A 16,483-nucleotide genomic window follows, 5' to 3' on the forward strand; every position below is an offset into this window, starting at 1 on the left:
ACCTCCAGGGAGCGCCATCATGATTCTTGATCACATCGGTTTGAATGTCAGCGATGCACAGGCCAGCAAGGCCTTCTTTTCCGCCGCCCTGGCGCCCCTGGGCGTATCGGTGGTGATGGAAGAGCAGGGCTGGATCGGCATGGGCAAGGATGGCAAGCCCGATTTCTGGTTCGGCGTGGGCGGCACGCCGCATGCCGGCATGCATCTCGCCTTCGCGGCGGACAACCGCGCCCAGGTCGATGCGTTTTACCAGGCCGCGCTGGAAGCGGGCGGCAAGGATAACGGCGCCCCCGGCATCCGCGCCCTGTACCACCCGAATTACTACGGCGCCTTCGTGCTGGGACCGGATGGCCACAATGTCGAAGCCGTTTGCCACCACCCCGAGCCTTAAGGCCGGTCATTACCTGAAGAGAGCAGCATGAAGCACAGCGCCACCCTGTTTGCCGACGATGCCGGCCGCTATGCCTACGTCAAAGCGGGTTTTTCCTGGCCGGCCCTGTTCCTGGGCTCGTTCTGGGCCGTCGCCAAGCGCCGCTGGTGGCTGTTGCTGCTCATGCTGGCGATGGATGCGTGCCTGTGGTTTGGCAGCCATCTGGCCAGCGAATTGCGCATCGGCCCGATGATGCTGCTGATGGCCGGCGCGGAACTCAGTTACCTGCTGGCGCGCGGCTGGTACGGCAACCGCTGGCTGGAAGCGTCGCTGCGCAGCCATGGCTACAAGCCTGTCGTGCCGGGCACGGGCACGGGCGCCGCTGGCTGAGCCTGCCTGGCACAGATTTTCCTTTCCGTTACTGACGTTTGCCAAGAGCAAGCCGTCCAGCCCAAACTTTTTGCGCAGCCTCGCGCACCTTTGATCCAGATCATGCCTCACCTGCGGTGCTCACGTAGCCTTGGGACTCGCGTTGCAAAGCATCTTCCCACCAATCGGATATGTTTTTTCGCGTTTCGTGGCGTAGCCCGGCCGTCTGCCTCACCGTTCGACAGCCGGTGGTGTCGCCATCTGTTTATGTCCACCCAACCGCTATTTAATGAGGAACTCCATGTATCCATATTCCCGTAGTGTTACCCCCGCCGCCAAGAACCACCTGGAAGCGCAACTGGCTTTCTTCAATGGCCTGTCGAAGTCGCTGTTTCAGTCGATGCAGCACTTCAGTGACCTGAACATGCAGCTGGCACAAGGCTTGCTGGAAGAAAGCACGGTCACCAGCCAGAACCTGTTGACGGTCGAGCGCGCTGAAGATGTGTTCCAGGTGGCTGCCGCCTCGGGCCAGCCTGCCGCCGAGCAATTGCGCAAATACCAGCAACAGGTGTCGCGCCTCGCGGCCGATACGCAGGTCGAACTGGCCAATGTGGCAGAGCGTCATGTGAATGAAACGAGCCGTACCGCCAAGGCCCTGGCCGAAGAAGTGGCCCGTACGGCGTCGGAAGAAACGGAGAAAAACGTGCGCAAGCAGCAGGAAGCGATGCAGCGCATGGCCGAACCGTTCCAGGCCTACCAGCAAAACGGCGCCAGCCGCGACCAGCAGCGTGGTGCGCAAAGCCGCGACGGTCAAAGCCTGCAAAGCGCCAGCCACCAGGGCAGCCAGCAGTCGTCCGGCAGCGAAAGCTCGGCCAGCGGCAGCGCCTCGCAAGCAGGCTCCGCACAAAGCAAGAGCAGCAGCGCCAGCCGTAAAGAGTAAGCACGAGACTGCTTGCGGCTGATGGCCCACTCCGGAGGCCGAGCTCCGGGGAAGGCCAGCAGCGTCATGCGGCATCATGCAGGCTGGTTTGGGCAGAGCGCCCGCCCTTCACGGGGCGGGCGTTTTGTCGTATGCGTGCAGCTCTGGGGCCGGTGTGGCCGCGCCAGGTGCGCGAGGCGGCAAGGCTATGCTTGCCGGCAAGGCCGTATCGGAAAAGTCCGCAGACGAGACGGCGTCGCCGCTCCCGCTGTTGGCATCGATGAAAGCGCTGACGGCATCCAGCGTGGGTGCCAGCCTGCGCAACGGTGCAGCCAGCGTGGCGACCAGGGTGGCGTGGCCCACGTGGTCGAAATAGGTTTCCGTCACGGGCCGGTGCAGCGCGCGCAAGGCGCTGGCCAGGCCACCCGTGTTGCGTCGCGGATCGACCAGCTTGTCCTGGCCTGGCTGGGGGGCGATCAGCAGGGCGGGCGGGGCATCGGCCGTCACGCGGTGGATGGGTTGCGAAGAGGCGGGCGTGTCCGGGTAAAAGAAGACGGGGCGGGTCGTGGTGTTTTCGATGGGCAGGAAATCATAGGGGCCGGCCAGGCCTATCCAGCCCCGCAAGTCCTGCGGACGCATGCCGTGGCGCGCCAGCAGGCTGGCGTCGAGCGCCAGCATGGCCGCGTTGTAGGCGCCGGCGCTATGGCCCATGACGAACAGACGCGCGGGGTCGCCGCCATGGCGGCTCGATTCCATCGCGGCCCAGGCCACGGCGCGGGCCGCATCCTGCAGGATTTCGGGGTAGTGCACGTCCGGATACAATCGGTAGTCGGCGATCACGGCCAGGTAGCCGCGCGCGGCGAGCGCGCGGCCAACGAAGGCATAGTCGGCGCGCTCGCCCGTCGTCCAGTTGCCGCCATAAAAGAACACCACCACGGGTACGGGTCCCGTGCGGGTCTTGGGGGCGTAGACATCGAGTTTCTGACGTGGCAGGGGGCCGTAGGGCAGATCGCGCGTCACGTGCGAGGCGCTGCCGGACGACAGGGCATTGATGGCCATCAAGGGCGAGCAGGCGGCCAGGCCGGCAGCGAGCGGGATGGCCGCCAGCAAACCGAGCAGGGTGGTGCGCAGGATCGTCATGCGGGCTCCCGATGGTGATGGTGGATGCTTGCAGTGTAGGCCTGGCTGGGCAGGGCGCACATGGGGACGTTGCTCTTTATTATGGATAACTGTCGCATGCGTCAATCAATCCTGCAACAGCCATTTGCGCGCCGTGGCGATGACGGCGTCCGACAGGGTGCGCGTGAGCGGCGTCTGGATATCCCAGGCATGCCAGGTCAGGGGCACGTCGAGCGCTTGCCCGGCCGCCACATCGACCAGCCGGCCGGCGGCCAGCGCCGTTTCCGCCTGCAGCAGGGGCACCATGCCATAGGCATAGCCCGCTTCGATGAAACGCACGAAGTCGCGCGCCGAACCGAGCACATGGTGCGGATAGCGGCCCGTGTAGCCGAGGCGGTGCTGCAGATAGCGTTCGTGCAGTGCATCCTTGCTGCCGAACGTGATGGCGGGCGCCTGGCTGACGGCTTCCACCGTAAAACCATGGGGAAACCATTGCCGGGCGAATGCGGGCGAGGCCACGCACAGGTAGCGCATGCCGCCCAGCGGCGTGGCCGTGGTGCCGGCCACCAGGTCGTTGGCGCTGGTGACGCAGGCAAACACGCGCCCTTCGCGCAGCTGGCTCAAGGTATGGTCCTGGTCGTCGAGGCGGATGTCGAGCAGGCACGAGGGAGGCGAGAGCAGCGGCCCCAGCGCTTCCGGGATCCAGGTGGCGGCGCTGTCGGCATTGACGGCGATGGCCAGCGCCGGCAGTTGCGTCGTGGGTCCGGGCTGGGCATCGAGCGCCGCTTCGAGCAGCTTGACTTGCCGGTAGTGGGCGATCAGGCGCTGGCCCGCTTCCGTCGGCAGGGGCGGGTGGCTGCGGATGATCAATAAAGTGCCTTCCAGGTTTTCCAGGGTGCGGATGCGCTGCGACACGGCCGGCTGGCTGATCGCCAGCGCCTGCGCGGCCTTTTCAAAGCTGCCCAGGCCGATCACGGCGTCGAGGGCGGCCAATCCACGGTAATCGACGACGCGCATAAGTTTCTCTTATATATGGTTAGAATCATTCATTATACTTATATTTACTTTTTCTTTACACTGTTGAAATAGGGTAACAACTCCACTCTCCCGCGCGGTCCCCCAGGTTCCGCACCACCCTCCACCTACCTCTGATGACTTTGCCGTTGCCGGCAGAGCGTGGGCGGCCGTGCGCGTGATGGAAAGCAATGGAAAGGAATCGATATGGACAGCGCAATTTTCTTGAAAGGCATGGGGCTCGGGGCGAGCCTGATCGTGGCCATCGGCACGCAAAACGCCTTCTTGCTCAAGCAGGGCTTGAAGCGCCATTACGTGCTCACCTGCATCCTGGTCTGCCTGGTGTGCGACGCGATTTTGATCACGGCCGGCGTGGCCGGCATGGGCACCTTCATTGCCGACAACCCCAATTTCCTGCTGTGGGCCAAGGCTGGCGGCGCCACCTTCCTGATCGCCTATGGCTTGCGCGCCGCCAAGTCGGCCTGGCGCCCGACGGCCATGACGGTGTCGGCCGCCAAGGCGCCGGAAGGCTACTGGGCCGTGATCGGCGCGGCGCTGGCGTTCAGCCTGCTGAACCCGCACGCCTTCCTCGATACGGTCATCCTGCTCGGCTCGATCGGCGGCCAGCATGAAGGCGTGGGACGTTTCTACTTCGCCGGCGGCGCCATCATGGCCTCGGCCCTGTGGTTCTTCCTGCTGGGCTTTGGCGCCCGCTACCTGGCGCCCGTGTTTGCCAAGCCCATGGCCTGGCGCGTGCTCGACGGCATCATCGCCCTCGTCATGTGGGCCATCGCCGCCTCGCTGTTCTTGTAATCAGCGGGTCAGGAAGTTCAATACCCGGCTGGCCAGCTTGCCGTAAGGCGGCCGCAGCAGCGTCAAAGGGCTGTAGCGTGCCTGGTAGAAGACGGGCCGCAGCTTGCTGAAAGTGTGAAAACCTTCGACGCCGTGGTAGTGGCCCATGCCGGACTCGCCCACGCCGCCGAAGGGCAGGTCGTGCTGGCCCACGTGGAACAGCGCGTCGTTGACGGACACGCCGCCAGACATCACCGTGTCGATCAGCAGCTGCACGGTCTGCTTGTCGTTGCTGAACGGATAGATGGCCAGCGGGCGCGGCCCCCCGTTGATACTGGCGATCACGGTCTCCAGCTTCGTATAGCCGCGCAGCGGCAGGATGGGGCCGAAGATTTCCCGCGTCAGCAGCAGGCTGTCCTCGGGCGCGCCCAGCACGATGTGCGGCGCGATCTTGCGCGTGGCGCGGTCGTACGCGGGTCCCGGCAGCAGTGAAATGACTTGCGCGCCCCGCGCGCGTGCTTCGTCCAATGCCTGCAGCAGGCGCTCGAACGACGGCGCATCGATGATGGAGGTATAGTCGGGCGTATCGAGCCGTGGGTAGCGCGTGGGCACGATCCGGCGCGCATGCTCGACGAAGGCTTCGATGCCGGCCTCGGGCAGCCAGGCGTGGTCGACGCTGGTGCAGATCTGGCCCGCATTCAGGTACTTGACGAACAGGATGCGCTCGGCAGCCGTGCGCACGTCGAAATCGGCGCAGACGATGGCGGGCGCCTTGCCGCCCAGCTCCAGGGTGACGGGGCAGAGATTGTGCGCGGCGGCCGCCATGACGGCGCGGCCCGTCTGGCCGGAACCCGTAAACAGCAGGTGGTCGAATGGCAGTTGCGAAAACGCCATGCCTACGCCGCCCGTCTCGTCAAAAAACTGCAGCTTTTCCGGCGGGAAATAGGCGGGCATGGTCTCGATCAGCAGCCGCGCCAGGTGGCGCGAGTTCTCGCTCATCTTGACCATGGCGCGGTTGCCGGCGGCAAAGATGTAGGTCAGGGGCACCAGACTCAGGTTGACGGGGAAATTCCACGGCACGATGACGCCTACCACGCCCAAGGGCTGGGGCAGCACGCGGTTGCGGGCGCCAGGGAAACTGCGCCAGTCCACGCTGCGGCGCTGCGGCTGCATCCACTTCTTCAATTTTTTCAGTACGTGATCGATGCCGTCGATGGCGGGGAATATCTCCGCCAGCAAGGTTTCGTGGTGAGAACGGTTGCCATAATCGGCGCTGATCGCCGCGCACAGCGCTTGTTTGTGGTCGCGCAGGTAGCGCCGCAGGGTCTGCAGGTCGCGCTTGCGCTCGGCGAACGTGGGCACGGGGTGGGCCAGACAGGCGGCGCGCTGCAAGGCCAGGGCGGCAGCCAGTTCGGCGTTCTGCGCCATGTTTATGGTGACATCAGGCATGTTTCTCCTTGGCCGGCCGGGCAATATGCGCACCGTTCCAGCGCACTATAGGCGAGTATGTGTAAATGTGCCGCCAGCGAGCCGGCGCTGCCGCGCGATACGCCGTAAAATGTCCGTCAACTTGATGCTACGCTTTCCAGGAATGCCATGACCCCGACCACGCCAGACTCCCTGCACATCGTGTGCCCCCATTGCGACGCCGTCAACCGCCTGCCGGCCGCCCGGCTCACGGAGCAGCCCACCTGCGGCAAGTGCCAGAAGGAGCTGTTCACGGGCCAGCCCGTGGACCTGGCCAGCGCCCGTTTCCTCAAGCATATCGAGCGCAGCGACATTCCCGTGCTGGTGGACTTCTGGGCGCCGTGGTGCGGTCCGTGCCGCAGCATGGCGCCATTCTATGTGCAAGCGGCCAGGACGCTGGAACCGGCCTTTCGCGTCGTCAAGGTGAATACGGAAGCGTCGCCGGACCTGGGCAGCCGTTTCAATATCCGCAGCATTCCCACCCTGGCCCTGTTTTTGCGCGGCGTGGAAGTGGCGCGCCAGCCGGGTGCCGTCGACGCCAACGCCATCATTGCGTGGGCGAGGGACAAGGCCCGCTTCTGAGTCCAAATGGAAAACCCCTGAGGTTTTCCATTTGACATTTAATATGGCGCCATATTATATTGCGCCATATGATAAAACTCGAACAGAAATACACGGCCTTGCTGGGTGACGTGCGGCGCCGTGCGCCCGGCCCCGACATGCCGGCATCCGTCGGACGCTTGCGCCTGTGCTTTGAAGTGCTGGGCCTGGCATCGGCCATCGATGGCGATTGCGCCGCGCGCCTGGGCCGGCATGGCTTGTCCGAAGGCAAATTCGTGCTGCTGGCCCTGCTGCGCGACGTGCCCGATGGACTCTCTCCGCACGAGCTGGCCGAGCGCGCCGGCGTGACGCGCGGCACCATCACGGGCTTGCTCGATGGTCTCGAGCGCGACGGCTTCCTGGCACGCCACGCGGACCAGCTCGACCGGCGCAAGCTGCTGGTGCGCCTGAGCGCCAAGGGAGCAGCGGCGGCCGCCACCCTGGTCGACGAGCACGCGCAGTGGATCGCCAGCCTGTTTGCCGATTTCACGCCGGACGAGATGCAGTTGTTGAGTGGATTGCTGGAAAAAGCCTGGCGCAAGACGGACCGGGCGGCTGCATGAGCCGCGGCGTCGCCAATATCGCCCCCGCCCGCCTGGCCCTGCTGAACCAGGGAATGGTAGCCAGCACCACCCTGACGGAAGGGCTGGCCATCGATTTTGCCCAGTTGCTGGCTGCCGCCGTGCCCGCTATCGGCGGGGCCCGGCTGGAACAAATGCGGGCTCAGGCCGCCGCCGGCATCACCGGGCGCATGGCCTTGGCGGCGCAATTGCTGCTCGATGCCGGCGCCGACCTGGCGCTGCTGCAGGCGCACCCGTCCGACACGGTGCGGGGCTGGGTCTGCTTTTCCATCGCCACGCAAGCAGGCTTGACCTTGCCGCGGCAGCTGGCCGCCATGCGGCCGCTGGCCGACGATGGCCACTTCGGCGTGCGCGAATGGGCTTGGCTGGCGCTGCGGCCCAGGCTGGCTGCGCATTTGCTGGATGCCATCGCGCTGCTGGCGCCGTGGACGGCGGACCCGTCGGAAAGAGTGCGCCGCTTCGCCTGCGAGGCGCTGCGCCCGCGCGGCGTGTGGTGCGCGCATATCGCCCAGCTAAAGGAAGAGCCGCAGCTGGCCTTGCCCCTGTTGCAGCCCTTGCGCGCCGACCCGGCCGTCTACGTGCAGGATTCCGTGGCCAACTGGATTAACGATGCGGCCAAGAGCCGGCCGGACTGGGTGCGCAGCCTGTGCGCGCAATGGCTGCAGGAAAGCCCCGTTGCCGCCACGGCACGCATCTGCAAGCGGGCGCAGCGCTCGCTGGCCTGACGTTTCAGCGCCAAGCCGATTGCCTGGCGCTGAAGCGGCGCTTTTCCCGCGCATAGGGTAAAGTTTGCTGTATTGCCACAATTACCTGACTGTCATGCCGTTCAAACTGCTGTCCACTGTGTTATTTGCCCTGTTGCCATTGGCGCTGCACGCCGCGCCGGCATCCGGCCCGCAAGCCCTCGTTGCCGCCGCCCGCAGCCAGGTGGGCGTGACCCTGCAGTACGACCCGCGCTACGAACGCCTCGCCTATCCGGGCGGCGACGTGCCGCTCGAGCGTGGCGTGTGCACGGACGTGGTCGTGCGTGCCTACCGTAAACTTGGGCAGGATTTGCAGGTGCTCGTGCACGAAGACATGCGCAAGGCGTGGCAGGTGTACCAGCAGCAGGGACGCTGGCAGATGAAGGGGCCGGACCGCAATATCGACCACCGCCGCGTGCCGAACCTGGGTACCTACTTTGCCCGCCACGGCACCAGCCTGCCGCCAAGCAAGGAAGCGAACGCTTACCGCGCGGGCGACATCGTCACCTGGCGCCTGCCGCGCAACCTCACGCACATCGGCATCGTCAGCGACAAGCAGTCGTGGAGCGGCGTGCCGCTGATCATCCACAACATCGGCGAGGGCGCGCGCGAGGAGAATATTTTATTCAGCTATCCGATCACGGGGCACTATCGTTGGCAACCCCGTTGAGGGGCAGGGGCGCGATCTCGTGCAGGATCGCCAGCACCCTGGCCAGCGCCGTGTCGATATCGAGTTTGTCGATGGCGCCGTAGCCGAGAAACAGGCCTTCATGGCGGGCGGGGCCATGGTAAAAGCTGGCCAGCGCATACAGGCTGACGTCGGCCAGGCGCGCGCGGCGCAGCAATTCGGCGATATCGAGCGGCGCCTGCGCCAGTGCCGCCACGTGGAAACCGGCGCTGGCCGGCACCAGGCGGAACCATGGGGCCAAGGGGCCGTTGAACCAGTGCTGCAGCCGCTCGCGCCGCCCCGCATAGATATCGTGGCAGCGGCGGATATGGCGCAGCAAATGGCCATCGCCGATGAATTTGGCCAGCGCATGCTGGCCCAGGCTGGCCGTATGGCAATCGCTCAGGTATTTCACCGTCTGCATGGCGGCCACGATGGCTTGCGGCAGCACCACATAGCCCAGGCGCAATTCCGGCAGCATGATCTTGGAAAAGCTGCCCACGTGCGCGACGATGCCGTAGCGGTCCATGCTTTGCAGCGCATCCTCGGGCCGGCCCTCGTAGCGGAAGGCGCTGTCGTAATCGTCCTCGATGATGATGGCGCCCAGCTGCTGCGCCCGTTCCAGCAGGGCATGGCGGCGCGCCATGCTCATCGGCATGCCGAGCGGAAATTGATGGGCGGGCGTGACATAGATCAAGCGCGTGCCGTCCGGGATTTGCGCGACGATGATCCCATCCTCGTCCACTTCGACGCCCACCACGCGCGCGCCCTGGCTGGCGAACACGGCGCGCGCCACGGGATAGCCGGGTTCTTCCACGGCAACCGTGTCGCCCGGCTCGAGCAGGGTCAGCGCGAGCAGGTGCAAGGCTTGCTGCGCGCCGCTGGTGACGAGCACTTGCTCCTCGGTGCAATGGATGCCGCGGCTGAAGGCGGCATGGCCGGCGATCGCCGCGCGCAAGGCGGGCAAGCCTTCCGCGGGGCCATAGCGTCCCCGCGCCTGACCGCCCTGGCGCAGTGCATGCAGCATGCAGGCGCGCCATTCATCCTGCGGGAAGTGCGCGGGCGTGGCGCGTCCGCCGATGAAGGCGTAGCGTGCCGGCGTTTCCTGGCTGGCGCGGCGCAGGGGCGTGGGCGTCGCTTCCCAGCGGGCGATGCGCTGCGCGCTGGCCAGCGGCGCGCTGGCATGGCGGCGCTGCGGCGAGGCATGCGGCGTCTGCACGAAGCTGCCCACGCCCACTTTGCCGACCAGCAGCTTTTCATAGCCCAGCTTGTCATACACATCGGACACGGTCTTGCGCGACAGGCCCAGCTGGCTGGCCAGCAGGCGCGAGGGCGGCAATTGCTGGCCGTCCGTCAGGCGGCCCGAGCGGATGGCTTCGCTGAGCTGGCGGTACAGCTGGCCGCCCAGGTCGCGCGTGCCGTCGATCAGGATATGTAATTCCATGGTGTGTTTGCTGGTGGTCTGCTGTTTTTCGGTGAGATTGGCCTGCCGCGCGCTCTTTTTGCGCTTCTACAATGATGCATCTCTCAACATCAAGGAATGCATCATGACACAGCAACGACTCGATTTCACGCAAGCTTCGCCGGACGCCGTCAAGGCCATGTATGCGCTGGAAGCGGCGATCGCCAAACTGGGCGTGGAACACGCACTGCTCGAGCTGATCCGCCTGCGCGCGTCGCAAATCAATGGCTGCGCCTTTTGCGTGGACATGCACACGAGCGATGCGCGCAAGGCGGGCGAAACGGAGCGCCGCCTGTATGCCGTGTCCGTCTGGCGCGAAACGCCGTTCTTCACGCCGCGCGAGCGGGCCGTGCTGGCCTGGACGGAGGCGCTGACCCTGCTGCCGCAAAGCCAGGCGCCCGATGACGTGTATGCGGCGCTGGCGGAGCAATTGACGCCGGCGGAAATGGTCAACGTCACCCTGGCCATCGGCTCCATCAATACCTGGAACCGCCTGGCCGTGGGTTTCCGCAAGATGCCTGAATAAGCTCTTTGTTCGTTCGCGAACAGACGCCTGGCTGGTCCCTGCGTAGGCTGGCAGGACGATTGATCAGCCAGGGAGCAGCCATGCAAGTACATATCGGGGAAGGCGCCGAAAAGACGCCGCAGCAGGAGGAAGAGGCGCGCCGCGAATTCATCGCCGAACTGTGGCGGCGTTTCGAAGCCTTGCAGGAATGGGCCGTCAGCCACTGGCCCGATCAGCAGCATCCCCTCAGTTCCGCCGACTTCGTCGAGACGCGCAAGGAGATATTGAGTTTGCGTTCGCCGGCCGGTTCCTTGAACCAGCCGTCTCAGAAGGATGAGGCCGAGCCGGAGCAGGGCGGGGCGCAATACCAGGATGTGACGCCGGCACCGTGGCCGTAGGTCGGATTAGCGCTTGCGCGTAATCCGACGTCACCCGCCAACAATGTTGTCGGATTACGCGCTTGCGCGCCTCGGCGGCCCCGCTAATCCGACCTACGCTTCTGCCTTACCCTGCGCAAACACCCAGCAAACCAGACTCACCAGCAGCCCCGCCATCACGCCATACGCCAGATTCAGGGCGCTGTCGAACAGCAGCGGCGCCACCAGGCCCGACACCAGCGCGAACAGCAGCATCTGGATGAACGACTGCATCGACGACGCCAGGCCGCTGTTGTTGGGGAAGTGGTTCAGGGCCATCAGGGTCATCGGCGGCATGGCGATCGACAGGGCGAACGAGTAGAAGAACAGCGGCAGCACGGCCCACGGCACTTCGGCGGCAAAGAAGTAGTTATAGCCGATATTGGCCAGCGCGGCGACCAGCATCAAGATGAAGCCGGCCCAGATCATCTGGCGCTGGCTGTAGCGGTGGGCGATCTTCGCCGACAGGGCCGAACCGAACACCATGCCGCTGATCAGGGGAATGAACAGCCAGGCAAACGCCGTTTCGGGCAAATGCAGGATGTTGATGATGAAGTAGGCGGCCGAGCCGATGTACAGGGCGAAGCCGCCAAACGCGGCGCCGATGGCCGTCGACAGCAGCAGGAACTGGCGGTGGCACAGCACTTTCCAGTAATTGACGGCGATGTCGCCCAGGTGGAAGGCGTGGCGCTGCTCCTTCGGCAGGCTTTCCGGCAGCGCGCGCCAGACGACGACGAACATCAGCACGCCGAAAGCCGTCAGGAACCAGAAGATCGCCCGCCAGCCCAGGCTGACCTGCAGCCAGCCGCCCAGCACGGGGGCGATGGCCGGCGCCAGCGCGAACACCATCATGATGTGCGAGAGGATTTTCTGCGCGGCGGCGCCCGCATAGCGGTCTTGCACGATGGCGCGGCCGATCACGGAGCCGGCGCCGGCCGAGAGGCCCTGCAGCACGCGCCAGGCCAGCAGCCAGCCCAGCGACGGCGCCAGCGCGGCGCCCACGGAGGCGATCACATACAGCAGCAGCGAGACCAGAATCACGGGACGGCGGCCGAACGAGTCGGACAGGGTGCCGTAAAACAGCATCATGAAGGCGAACGTGAACAGGAAAAAGCTCAGGGTCTGCTGCACCAGCAGGGGGCTGGCATTCAAATCTTGCGCGATGGCGGGGAAAGACGGCAGATAGGTATCAATTGCAAGCGGTCCGACCATCGCCAGGCCCGCCAAAATCCAGGTTAATAATTTAGTCATGTTGAAGAGTGTTTTTGTTAGTCCGTCATTTTACGCTAGTGGACGTAATCGGGTTTGCCGACGCCTCTGCTGGCCTTGTATATGCGTTTTTCGCATATGCAAGCTCGCAAACCTTCGTTTGTTTTGTTCTGCGCCACCGTTAGGCTGGGGCGACCCGGCCTGTTTGCCGTTTTTTGGAAGTGATACGCCATGCACAGCATTTATCCCGCGGCACCCGCCGACGACACGGCCCAGTGGAACCTGGGGCCCGTGATCCAGGCCTTGCGCAGCTCGCGCGAAGACAAGCACAAGATCCGCCATAACGGCAGGGTGCGCGAACTGCCGTCGCGCGAAGCGCTCACCACCATCGTCAACGGCCTGTCGGCGGCCCTGTTCCCCACGCATTACGGGCGGCCCAACCTGACCGATGAAAGCATCGATTATTTTGTCGGCGATACGCTCAACACCACCTTGAACCGCCTCAGCGAACAGGTGCGGCGCGGACTGCTGTTCTCCGCTCCGGCTCACGCCGTGCCGGCCGGCGATGAGGGCGAGGGCGCCGGCGACGACGCGGCCCTGGCGCAGCAGGCGCGCGACATCACGCGCGCGTTTGCCGCCAGCCTGCCCGACATCCGCGCCCTGCTGGTGTCGGACGTGCAGGCCGCCTATGCGGGCGACCCGGCCGCCACCTCGGTGGCCGAGATCATGCTGTGCTATCCGGGCACCATCGCCATTCTGTACCACCGCCTGGCGCACCGGCTGCACGCGCTCGGCGCGCCGTTCCTGGCGCGCCTGATCGCCGACATCGCGCACACCCTGACGGGCATCGACATCCACCCGGGCGCGCACATCGGCGCATCGTTCTTCATCGACCATGGCACGGGCGTGGTGATCGGCGAGACGGCCATCATCGGCCAGCGCGTGCGCCTGTACCAGGCCGTCACCCTGGGCGCCAAGCGTTTTCCGGCCGATGCTTCCGGCGCGCTGATCAAGGGCACGCCGCGCCACCCCATCGTCGAGGACGACGTGGTGATTTACGCGGGCGCGACCGTGCTGGGGCGCATCACCATCGGTGCGGGATCGACCATCGGGGGGAATGTGTGGCTGACGCAGAGCGTGCCAGCGAATAGCAATGTATCGCAGGCGCAGATGCGCAACGATTGAAGAGTGGCCGAGAAAACGTCCATGGCGGCGTTACAGCGCCTGGCCGTACTAGCGTACTGCCTGCGGCGCTGCGCCTTGCCCTGAACGTTTTTCGGGCACTCTTCAAGCCGGGCGTGGCGCCTGGCTTTGCAAAAACCTTACTTCACCGCCAGCGCTTCATAGCGGGCCACGGGCACGCCATCCTTCAGCAGCAGCAATTCCTGGTCCGCGTAGCGGTAGCCATTGACTTCGCCCAGGGTGGTCAGGAGTTCGCGTTCGAGGTCCATGTCCTGCGGCTGGCACATCATCATGGTGCCGGCCAGCTGCGAGAAGGCCAGGGTGCTGACGCCATCGCTGGTATAGCCCCCCATCATCTGGTTGCAGCCGCTGTTGCCGCTGGCGCGGCCTTCGGCCAGCAGCAGCGTGACTTCGCGCTGCTCGGGCGCCTTGCGCACGATCTTCTTGCCCTTCAATTCCTTCAGTTTCCACTGCGTGCCCGTCAGCTTCGGCGCCGGCTTGGCGGGCGAGGTGGCGCCTGGCGCGGCGGCGGCAGCATCGCTGCGCACGGGCGTTTGCGCGCAGCCGGCCGTGATGGCGACGATGGCGGCGAGGGGGATCAGTCTGGCGATCTTGAACATGGCATTTCCTTCTTCAAATGAATGGCGCCAGATTAGCAGATACGCGCCGCGCCGGCGTGCACGGTTGACAAGTTCACGGCTGCTTTTCCTGCTCCAGCCGCGCCTCGAGCAGGGTGCGCGCCGCCGCCACGTAGGCGCGGCAGGCCTGCGGGTCGACGAAGGCCTCGCTGCCGGCCGTGGCGCTCGCTTCCAGCCGTTCCCACAATTGCGACGCTTCCGGATGCGCCGAAATGAGCACATCGCAGGGCAGCTTTTCCAGCGTTTCGAAGCTGTGGCGCAGGTCCGCCACCGCGTTCGGATACTCGCTGCTGGCGCTGAACCTGAAGCCGGGGCGCGAGACGGCGTTGATGCTGTCCGCGTAGACCATGTTCAGGCAGCGGGGGCCGTCGCACGACTGCCACGTCCAGCTCAGGCCTCCGGGCGTGTGGCCCGGCGTGGCGTGCGCCGTCATTGTAATGGGGCCGACATCGAACTGGCCGCCGTCGCGCGCCAGACGCATGTCCTTCACGGGCGGGTACTTGGGCAGTGCATGGTATTGCGGGTCGTCCGGCCCCACTTCGCCCGACGCCAGGTCCAGCGCGGCCGACGGGCTGGCCGCCACCAGCGCATTGCTGCGCCGCTGCAGTTCGGCCAGGCCGCCCGCATGGTCGATATGGCCGTGCGAATTGAGGATCAGTTTCACGTCTTCGATGCGAAAACCCAGCGCGCCGATATTGGCGATGATTTTCGGCGCCGATTCCGGCAAGCCGCCGTCGATCAGCACATGGCCCTGCGGCGACGTGATGAGCACGGAACTGAGGCCCTTCACGCCCACATAATAGGTATTGCCGAAGATGCGGAACGGCGCCTGGTCGGCATTCCAGGCGGCGCAGACTTCGCAGCCAGGCGTCGGCGGCGTGCCCAGCGCCGGTGAACCATGACCGGCCAGCAGCAGGCCCAGGGCCAGCGCGCGTAGGGGAGTGGGGGGCATTGCAGTCCTTATCCGTGTTGCCAAGGTGGCGTATGCTGACACGGAACGGGCCTGGATGCAAATGCCCGCGGGGACGCGGGCGGCGTTCAGGCCGCGGCGAGCGTGGCCTCTTCTGGCGCGATGCTGACCTGGCGGCCCGCGTGATCGGCGGGCAGGCGCGGGCCCTGGCCGAAGACCTTGTGGCGCAGGGTGCCTTCCTCGTAGCTGGTGCGGTAGCGGCCGCGCCGCTGCAGTTCCGGCACGATGTGGGCCACCACGTCGGCCATGCTGTCGTGGGCCACGGCGAAGGCGAGGTTGAAGCCGTCGATGTCCGTTTCGTCCAGCCAGCTTTCCAGCTGGTCGGCCACCTGGCGCGCATCGCCGACGATGACGGGGCCGCGCCCGCCCAGGCCGATGTATTCGGCTGCCTCGCGCACCGTCCATTGCCGGTCCGGGTCGGCCTGGCTGAACGAGGCCAGCGCCGAGCGGCCGGCCGGGGAATCGATGTAGTCGATGGTGGCGTCGAGCGGGTAGCGGCTGAAATCGACGCCCGTCCAGCCCGACAGCAGCGCCAGCGCCGCCTCGATGTTCACGTGGCGCAGATAGTCGGCGTGCCTGGCGCGCGCTTCCGCTTCCGTGGCGCCCGTGATGACCAGCGCCTGCGCGTAGATCAGCAGCGCATCGCCATCGCGCCCCGCTTGCCGCACGGCGGCGCGCAAGTCGTCCGCGTAGCGTTTGACGACCGTCTTGCTGGGGCCACTGACAAATGTCGCTTCCGCGTGGCGCGCCGCGAAACGCGTGCCGCGCGGCGAGGTGCCCGCCTGGTACAGCAGCGGCGTGCGCTGCGGCGACGGCTCGCACAGATGGATGCCGGGCACCTTGTAGTGGCGCCCGGCATGGTTGATCGGATGGACCTTGGCCGGATCGGCATAGATGCCGCGTGCCTTGTCGTTGACGACGGCGTCGTCGTCCCAGCTCTTTTCCCATAGTTTGTAGACGACGTCCAGGTACTCGTCGGCCAGGTCGTAGCGCTCGTCGTGGCCCAGCTGCTGTTGCAAGCCCAGGTTGCGCGCCGCGCTGTCGAGATAGCCGGTGACGATATTCCAGCCGATGCGCCCGTCGGTCAGGTGGTCGAGGGTGGAGATGCGCCGCGCAAACGTGTACGGGTGTTCGTAGGTGAGGGCGCAGGTGACGCCGAAGCCCAGGTGCGTGGTGGCTTGCGCCATGATGGGCACGAGGGCCAGCGGGTCGTTCAGCGGTACCTGCACGCCGTGTTCCAGGGCCGCATCGAGGCTGCCCCGGTACACGTCGTACACGCCCAGCACGTCGGCCAGGAACACCGCGTCGAACAGGCCCGCTTCCAGCAGCTGCGCCAGTTCCGTCCAGTGCGCAGGATCCGTGTAGCGGTGGCTGCGGTCGCGCGCATGCGTCCACAGTCCCGGCGACTGGTGGCCCACGGTATTCATCTGGAAGGCGTTGAAGCGTATCGTCTTGGCCAT

At 65.7% G+C, this 16,483-nt stretch carries 19 protein-coding genes; 11 read left to right on the plus strand and 8 right to left on the minus strand.

What is annotated here, in order from left to right; genetic code table 11:
• Positions 1 to 19: 19 nt before the first annotated feature.
• The 3 genes from AC07VH_RS12340 to AC07VH_RS12350 all read left to right on the plus strand — a co-directional run bounded on the left by AC07VH_RS12340 (position 20) and on the right by AC07VH_RS12350 (position 1,679).
• Positions 20 to 391, plus strand: a complete 372-nt coding sequence (locus tag AC07VH_RS12340; RefSeq protein ID WP_475416286.1) for a VOC family protein — start codon at positions 20 to 22, stop codon at positions 389 to 391.
• Between the two features lie 27 nt (positions 392 to 418).
• Complete coding sequence (locus AC07VH_RS12345; RefSeq protein WP_475416285.1) at positions 419 to 760, plus strand: DUF2628 domain-containing protein; 342 nt, start codon at positions 419 to 421, stop codon at positions 758 to 760.
• A 280-nt stretch (positions 761 to 1,040) separates the two neighbouring features.
• Entirely contained in the window at positions 1,041 to 1,679 is a 639-nt protein-coding gene (locus tag AC07VH_RS12350; RefSeq protein WP_475416284.1) for a phasin family protein, read from the plus strand.
• Positions 1,680 to 1,787: 108 nt separating this feature from the next.
• Here AC07VH_RS12350 and AC07VH_RS12355 read toward each other — a convergent pair whose 3' ends face one another.
• Positions 1,788 to 2,798, minus strand: coding sequence for an alpha/beta hydrolase (locus AC07VH_RS12355; RefSeq protein ID WP_494788036.1), 1,011 nt, complete (start codon positions 2,796 to 2,798; stop codon positions 1,788 to 1,790).
• Positions 2,799 to 2,903: 105 nt separating this feature from the next.
• Positions 2,904 to 3,794 carry a LysR family transcriptional regulator ArgP gene (locus tag AC07VH_RS12360; protein ID WP_489628038.1) on the minus strand — a complete coding sequence of 297 codons (891 nt, stop codon included), beginning with the start codon at positions 3,792 to 3,794 and terminating at the stop codon, positions 2,904 to 2,906.
• Between the two features lie 204 nt (positions 3,795 to 3,998).
• Here AC07VH_RS12360 and AC07VH_RS12365 point away from each other — a divergent pair, with 204 nt between their 5' ends.
• A complete protein-coding gene (locus AC07VH_RS12365) occupies positions 3,999 to 4,604 on the plus strand; it encodes a LysE/ArgO family amino acid transporter (RefSeq protein ID WP_475416281.1) in 606 nt (201 codons plus the stop codon).
• On the opposite strand, the gene AC07VH_RS12370 is transcribed toward AC07VH_RS12365, so the two are convergent.
• A complete protein-coding gene (locus AC07VH_RS12370; RefSeq protein WP_494788037.1) occupies positions 4,605 to 6,032 on the minus strand; it encodes a coniferyl aldehyde dehydrogenase in 1,428 nt (475 codons plus the stop codon).
• Between the two features lie 147 nt (positions 6,033 to 6,179).
• Here AC07VH_RS12370 and trxC point away from each other — a divergent pair, with 147 nt between their 5' ends.
• From trxC to AC07VH_RS12390, 4 genes are all read left to right on the plus strand, one after another.
• Positions 6,180 to 6,632 carry a thioredoxin TrxC gene (trxC, locus tag AC07VH_RS12375; protein ID WP_086147600.1) on the plus strand — a complete coding sequence of 151 codons (453 nt, stop codon included), beginning with the start codon at positions 6,180 to 6,182 and terminating at the stop codon, positions 6,630 to 6,632.
• A gap of 71 nt (positions 6,633 to 6,703) precedes the next feature.
• Entirely contained in the window at positions 6,704 to 7,213 is a 510-nt protein-coding gene (locus AC07VH_RS12380) for a MarR family winged helix-turn-helix transcriptional regulator (protein ID WP_494788127.1), read from the plus strand.
• Positions 7,210 to 7,956: a HEAT repeat domain-containing protein gene (locus AC07VH_RS12385; protein WP_494788038.1), complete on the plus strand. Its 747-nt coding sequence runs from the start codon at positions 7,210 to 7,212 to the stop codon at positions 7,954 to 7,956. Before AC07VH_RS12380 ends, AC07VH_RS12385 begins: the two co-directional genes overlap by 4 nt.
• Positions 7,957 to 8,050: 94 nt before the next feature.
• Positions 8,051 to 8,644, plus strand: coding sequence for a DUF1287 domain-containing protein (locus tag AC07VH_RS12390; protein ID WP_494788039.1), 594 nt, complete (start codon positions 8,051 to 8,053; stop codon positions 8,642 to 8,644).
• On the opposite strand, the gene pdxR is transcribed toward AC07VH_RS12390, so the two are convergent.
• Positions 8,613 to 10,085: a MocR-like pyridoxine biosynthesis transcription factor PdxR gene (gene pdxR, locus AC07VH_RS12395; RefSeq protein WP_494788040.1), complete on the minus strand. Its 1,473-nt coding sequence runs from the start codon at positions 10,083 to 10,085 to the stop codon at positions 8,613 to 8,615. The two genes, AC07VH_RS12390 and pdxR, sit on opposite strands and share 32 nt — an antisense overlap.
• 103 nt (positions 10,086 to 10,188) lie before the next feature.
• Here pdxR and AC07VH_RS12400 point away from each other — a divergent pair, with 103 nt between their 5' ends.
• Positions 10,189 to 10,629, plus strand: coding sequence for a carboxymuconolactone decarboxylase family protein (locus AC07VH_RS12400; RefSeq protein ID WP_070312373.1), 441 nt, complete (start codon positions 10,189 to 10,191; stop codon positions 10,627 to 10,629).
• Positions 10,630 to 10,709: 80 nt separating this feature from the next.
• A complete protein-coding gene (locus tag AC07VH_RS12405; RefSeq protein ID WP_070312374.1) occupies positions 10,710 to 11,006 on the plus strand; it encodes a hypothetical protein in 297 nt (98 codons plus the stop codon).
• Between the two features lie 93 nt (positions 11,007 to 11,099).
• Here AC07VH_RS12405 and AC07VH_RS12410 read toward each other — a convergent pair whose 3' ends face one another.
• Positions 11,100 to 12,275, minus strand: a complete 1,176-nt coding sequence (locus tag AC07VH_RS12410) for a multidrug effflux MFS transporter (protein WP_494788041.1) — start codon at positions 12,273 to 12,275, stop codon at positions 11,100 to 11,102.
• A 189-nt stretch (positions 12,276 to 12,464) separates the two neighbouring features.
• Between AC07VH_RS12410 and epsC the strand changes: the two genes are divergently transcribed.
• On the plus strand, positions 12,465 to 13,418 hold the full coding sequence (gene epsC, locus AC07VH_RS12415) for a serine O-acetyltransferase EpsC (protein WP_494788042.1): 954 nt from the start codon (positions 12,465 to 12,467) through the stop codon (positions 13,416 to 13,418).
• Positions 13,419 to 13,555: 137 nt separating this feature from the next.
• On the opposite strand, the gene AC07VH_RS12420 is transcribed toward epsC, so the two are convergent.
• The 3 genes from AC07VH_RS12420 to AC07VH_RS12430 form a co-directional block, all read right to left on the minus strand.
• A complete protein-coding gene (locus AC07VH_RS12420; RefSeq protein WP_494788043.1) occupies positions 13,556 to 14,035 on the minus strand; it encodes an META domain-containing protein in 480 nt (159 codons plus the stop codon).
• A 73-nt stretch (positions 14,036 to 14,108) separates the two neighbouring features.
• Positions 14,109 to 15,005 (minus strand): subclass B3 metallo-beta-lactamase, encoded by an 897-nt coding sequence (gene bla / locus AC07VH_RS12425; protein WP_494788044.1) that lies wholly within the window; start codon positions 15,003 to 15,005, stop codon positions 14,109 to 14,111.
• An 86-nt stretch (positions 15,006 to 15,091) separates the two neighbouring features.
• Positions 15,092 to 16,483: an LLM class flavin-dependent oxidoreductase gene (locus tag AC07VH_RS12430; RefSeq protein WP_494788045.1), complete on the minus strand. Its 1,392-nt coding sequence runs from the start codon at positions 16,481 to 16,483 to the stop codon at positions 15,092 to 15,094.

Source organism: Janthinobacterium sp. GW821-FHT03C10 (assembly GCF_059420865.1).

Coding starts and splice junctions, on each gene's coding strand:
- AC07VH_RS12345 (WP_475416285.1), top strand. CDS start 419: ATGAAGCACAGCGCCACCCTGTTTGCCGACGATGCCGGCCGCTATGCC.
- AC07VH_RS12405 (WP_070312374.1), top strand. CDS start 10,710: ATGCAAGTACATATCGGGGAAGGCGCCGAAAAGACGCCGCAGCAGGAG.
- AC07VH_RS12420 (WP_494788043.1), bottom strand. CDS start 14,035: ATGTTCAAGATCGCCAGACTGATCCCCCTCGCCGCCATCGTCGCCATC.
- trxC (WP_086147600.1), top strand. CDS start 6,180: ATGACCCCGACCACGCCAGACTCCCTGCACATCGTGTGCCCCCATTGC.
- epsC (WP_494788042.1), top strand. CDS start 12,465: ATGCACAGCATTTATCCCGCGGCACCCGCCGACGACACGGCCCAGTGG.
- AC07VH_RS12385 (WP_494788038.1), top strand. CDS start 7,210: ATGAGCCGCGGCGTCGCCAATATCGCCCCCGCCCGCCTGGCCCTGCTG.
- AC07VH_RS12390 (WP_494788039.1), top strand. CDS start 8,051: ATGCCGTTCAAACTGCTGTCCACTGTGTTATTTGCCCTGTTGCCATTG.
- AC07VH_RS12365 (WP_475416281.1), top strand. CDS start 3,999: ATGGACAGCGCAATTTTCTTGAAAGGCATGGGGCTCGGGGCGAGCCTG.
- bla (WP_494788044.1), bottom strand. CDS start 15,005: ATGCCCCCCACTCCCCTACGCGCGCTGGCCCTGGGCCTGCTGCTGGCC.
- AC07VH_RS12360 (WP_489628038.1), bottom strand. CDS start 3,794: ATGCGCGTCGTCGATTACCGTGGATTGGCCGCCCTCGACGCCGTGATC.
- AC07VH_RS12400 (WP_070312373.1), top strand. CDS start 10,189: ATGACACAGCAACGACTCGATTTCACGCAAGCTTCGCCGGACGCCGTC.
- AC07VH_RS12350 (WP_475416284.1), top strand. CDS start 1,041: ATGTATCCATATTCCCGTAGTGTTACCCCCGCCGCCAAGAACCACCTG.
- AC07VH_RS12410 (WP_494788041.1), bottom strand. CDS start 12,275: ATGACTAAATTATTAACCTGGATTTTGGCGGGCCTGGCGATGGTCGGA.
- AC07VH_RS12370 (WP_494788037.1), bottom strand. CDS start 6,032: ATGCCTGATGTCACCATAAACATGGCGCAGAACGCCGAACTGGCTGCC.
- AC07VH_RS12430 (WP_494788045.1), bottom strand. CDS start 16,483: ATGGCCAAGACGATACGCTTCAACGCCTTCCAGATGAATACCGTGGGC.
- pdxR (WP_494788040.1), bottom strand. CDS start 10,085: ATGGAATTACATATCCTGATCGACGGCACGCGCGACCTGGGCGGCCAG.
- AC07VH_RS12355 (WP_494788036.1), bottom strand. CDS start 2,798: ATGACGATCCTGCGCACCACCCTGCTCGGTTTGCTGGCGGCCATCCCG.
- AC07VH_RS12340 (WP_475416286.1), top strand. CDS start 20: ATGATTCTTGATCACATCGGTTTGAATGTCAGCGATGCACAGGCCAGC.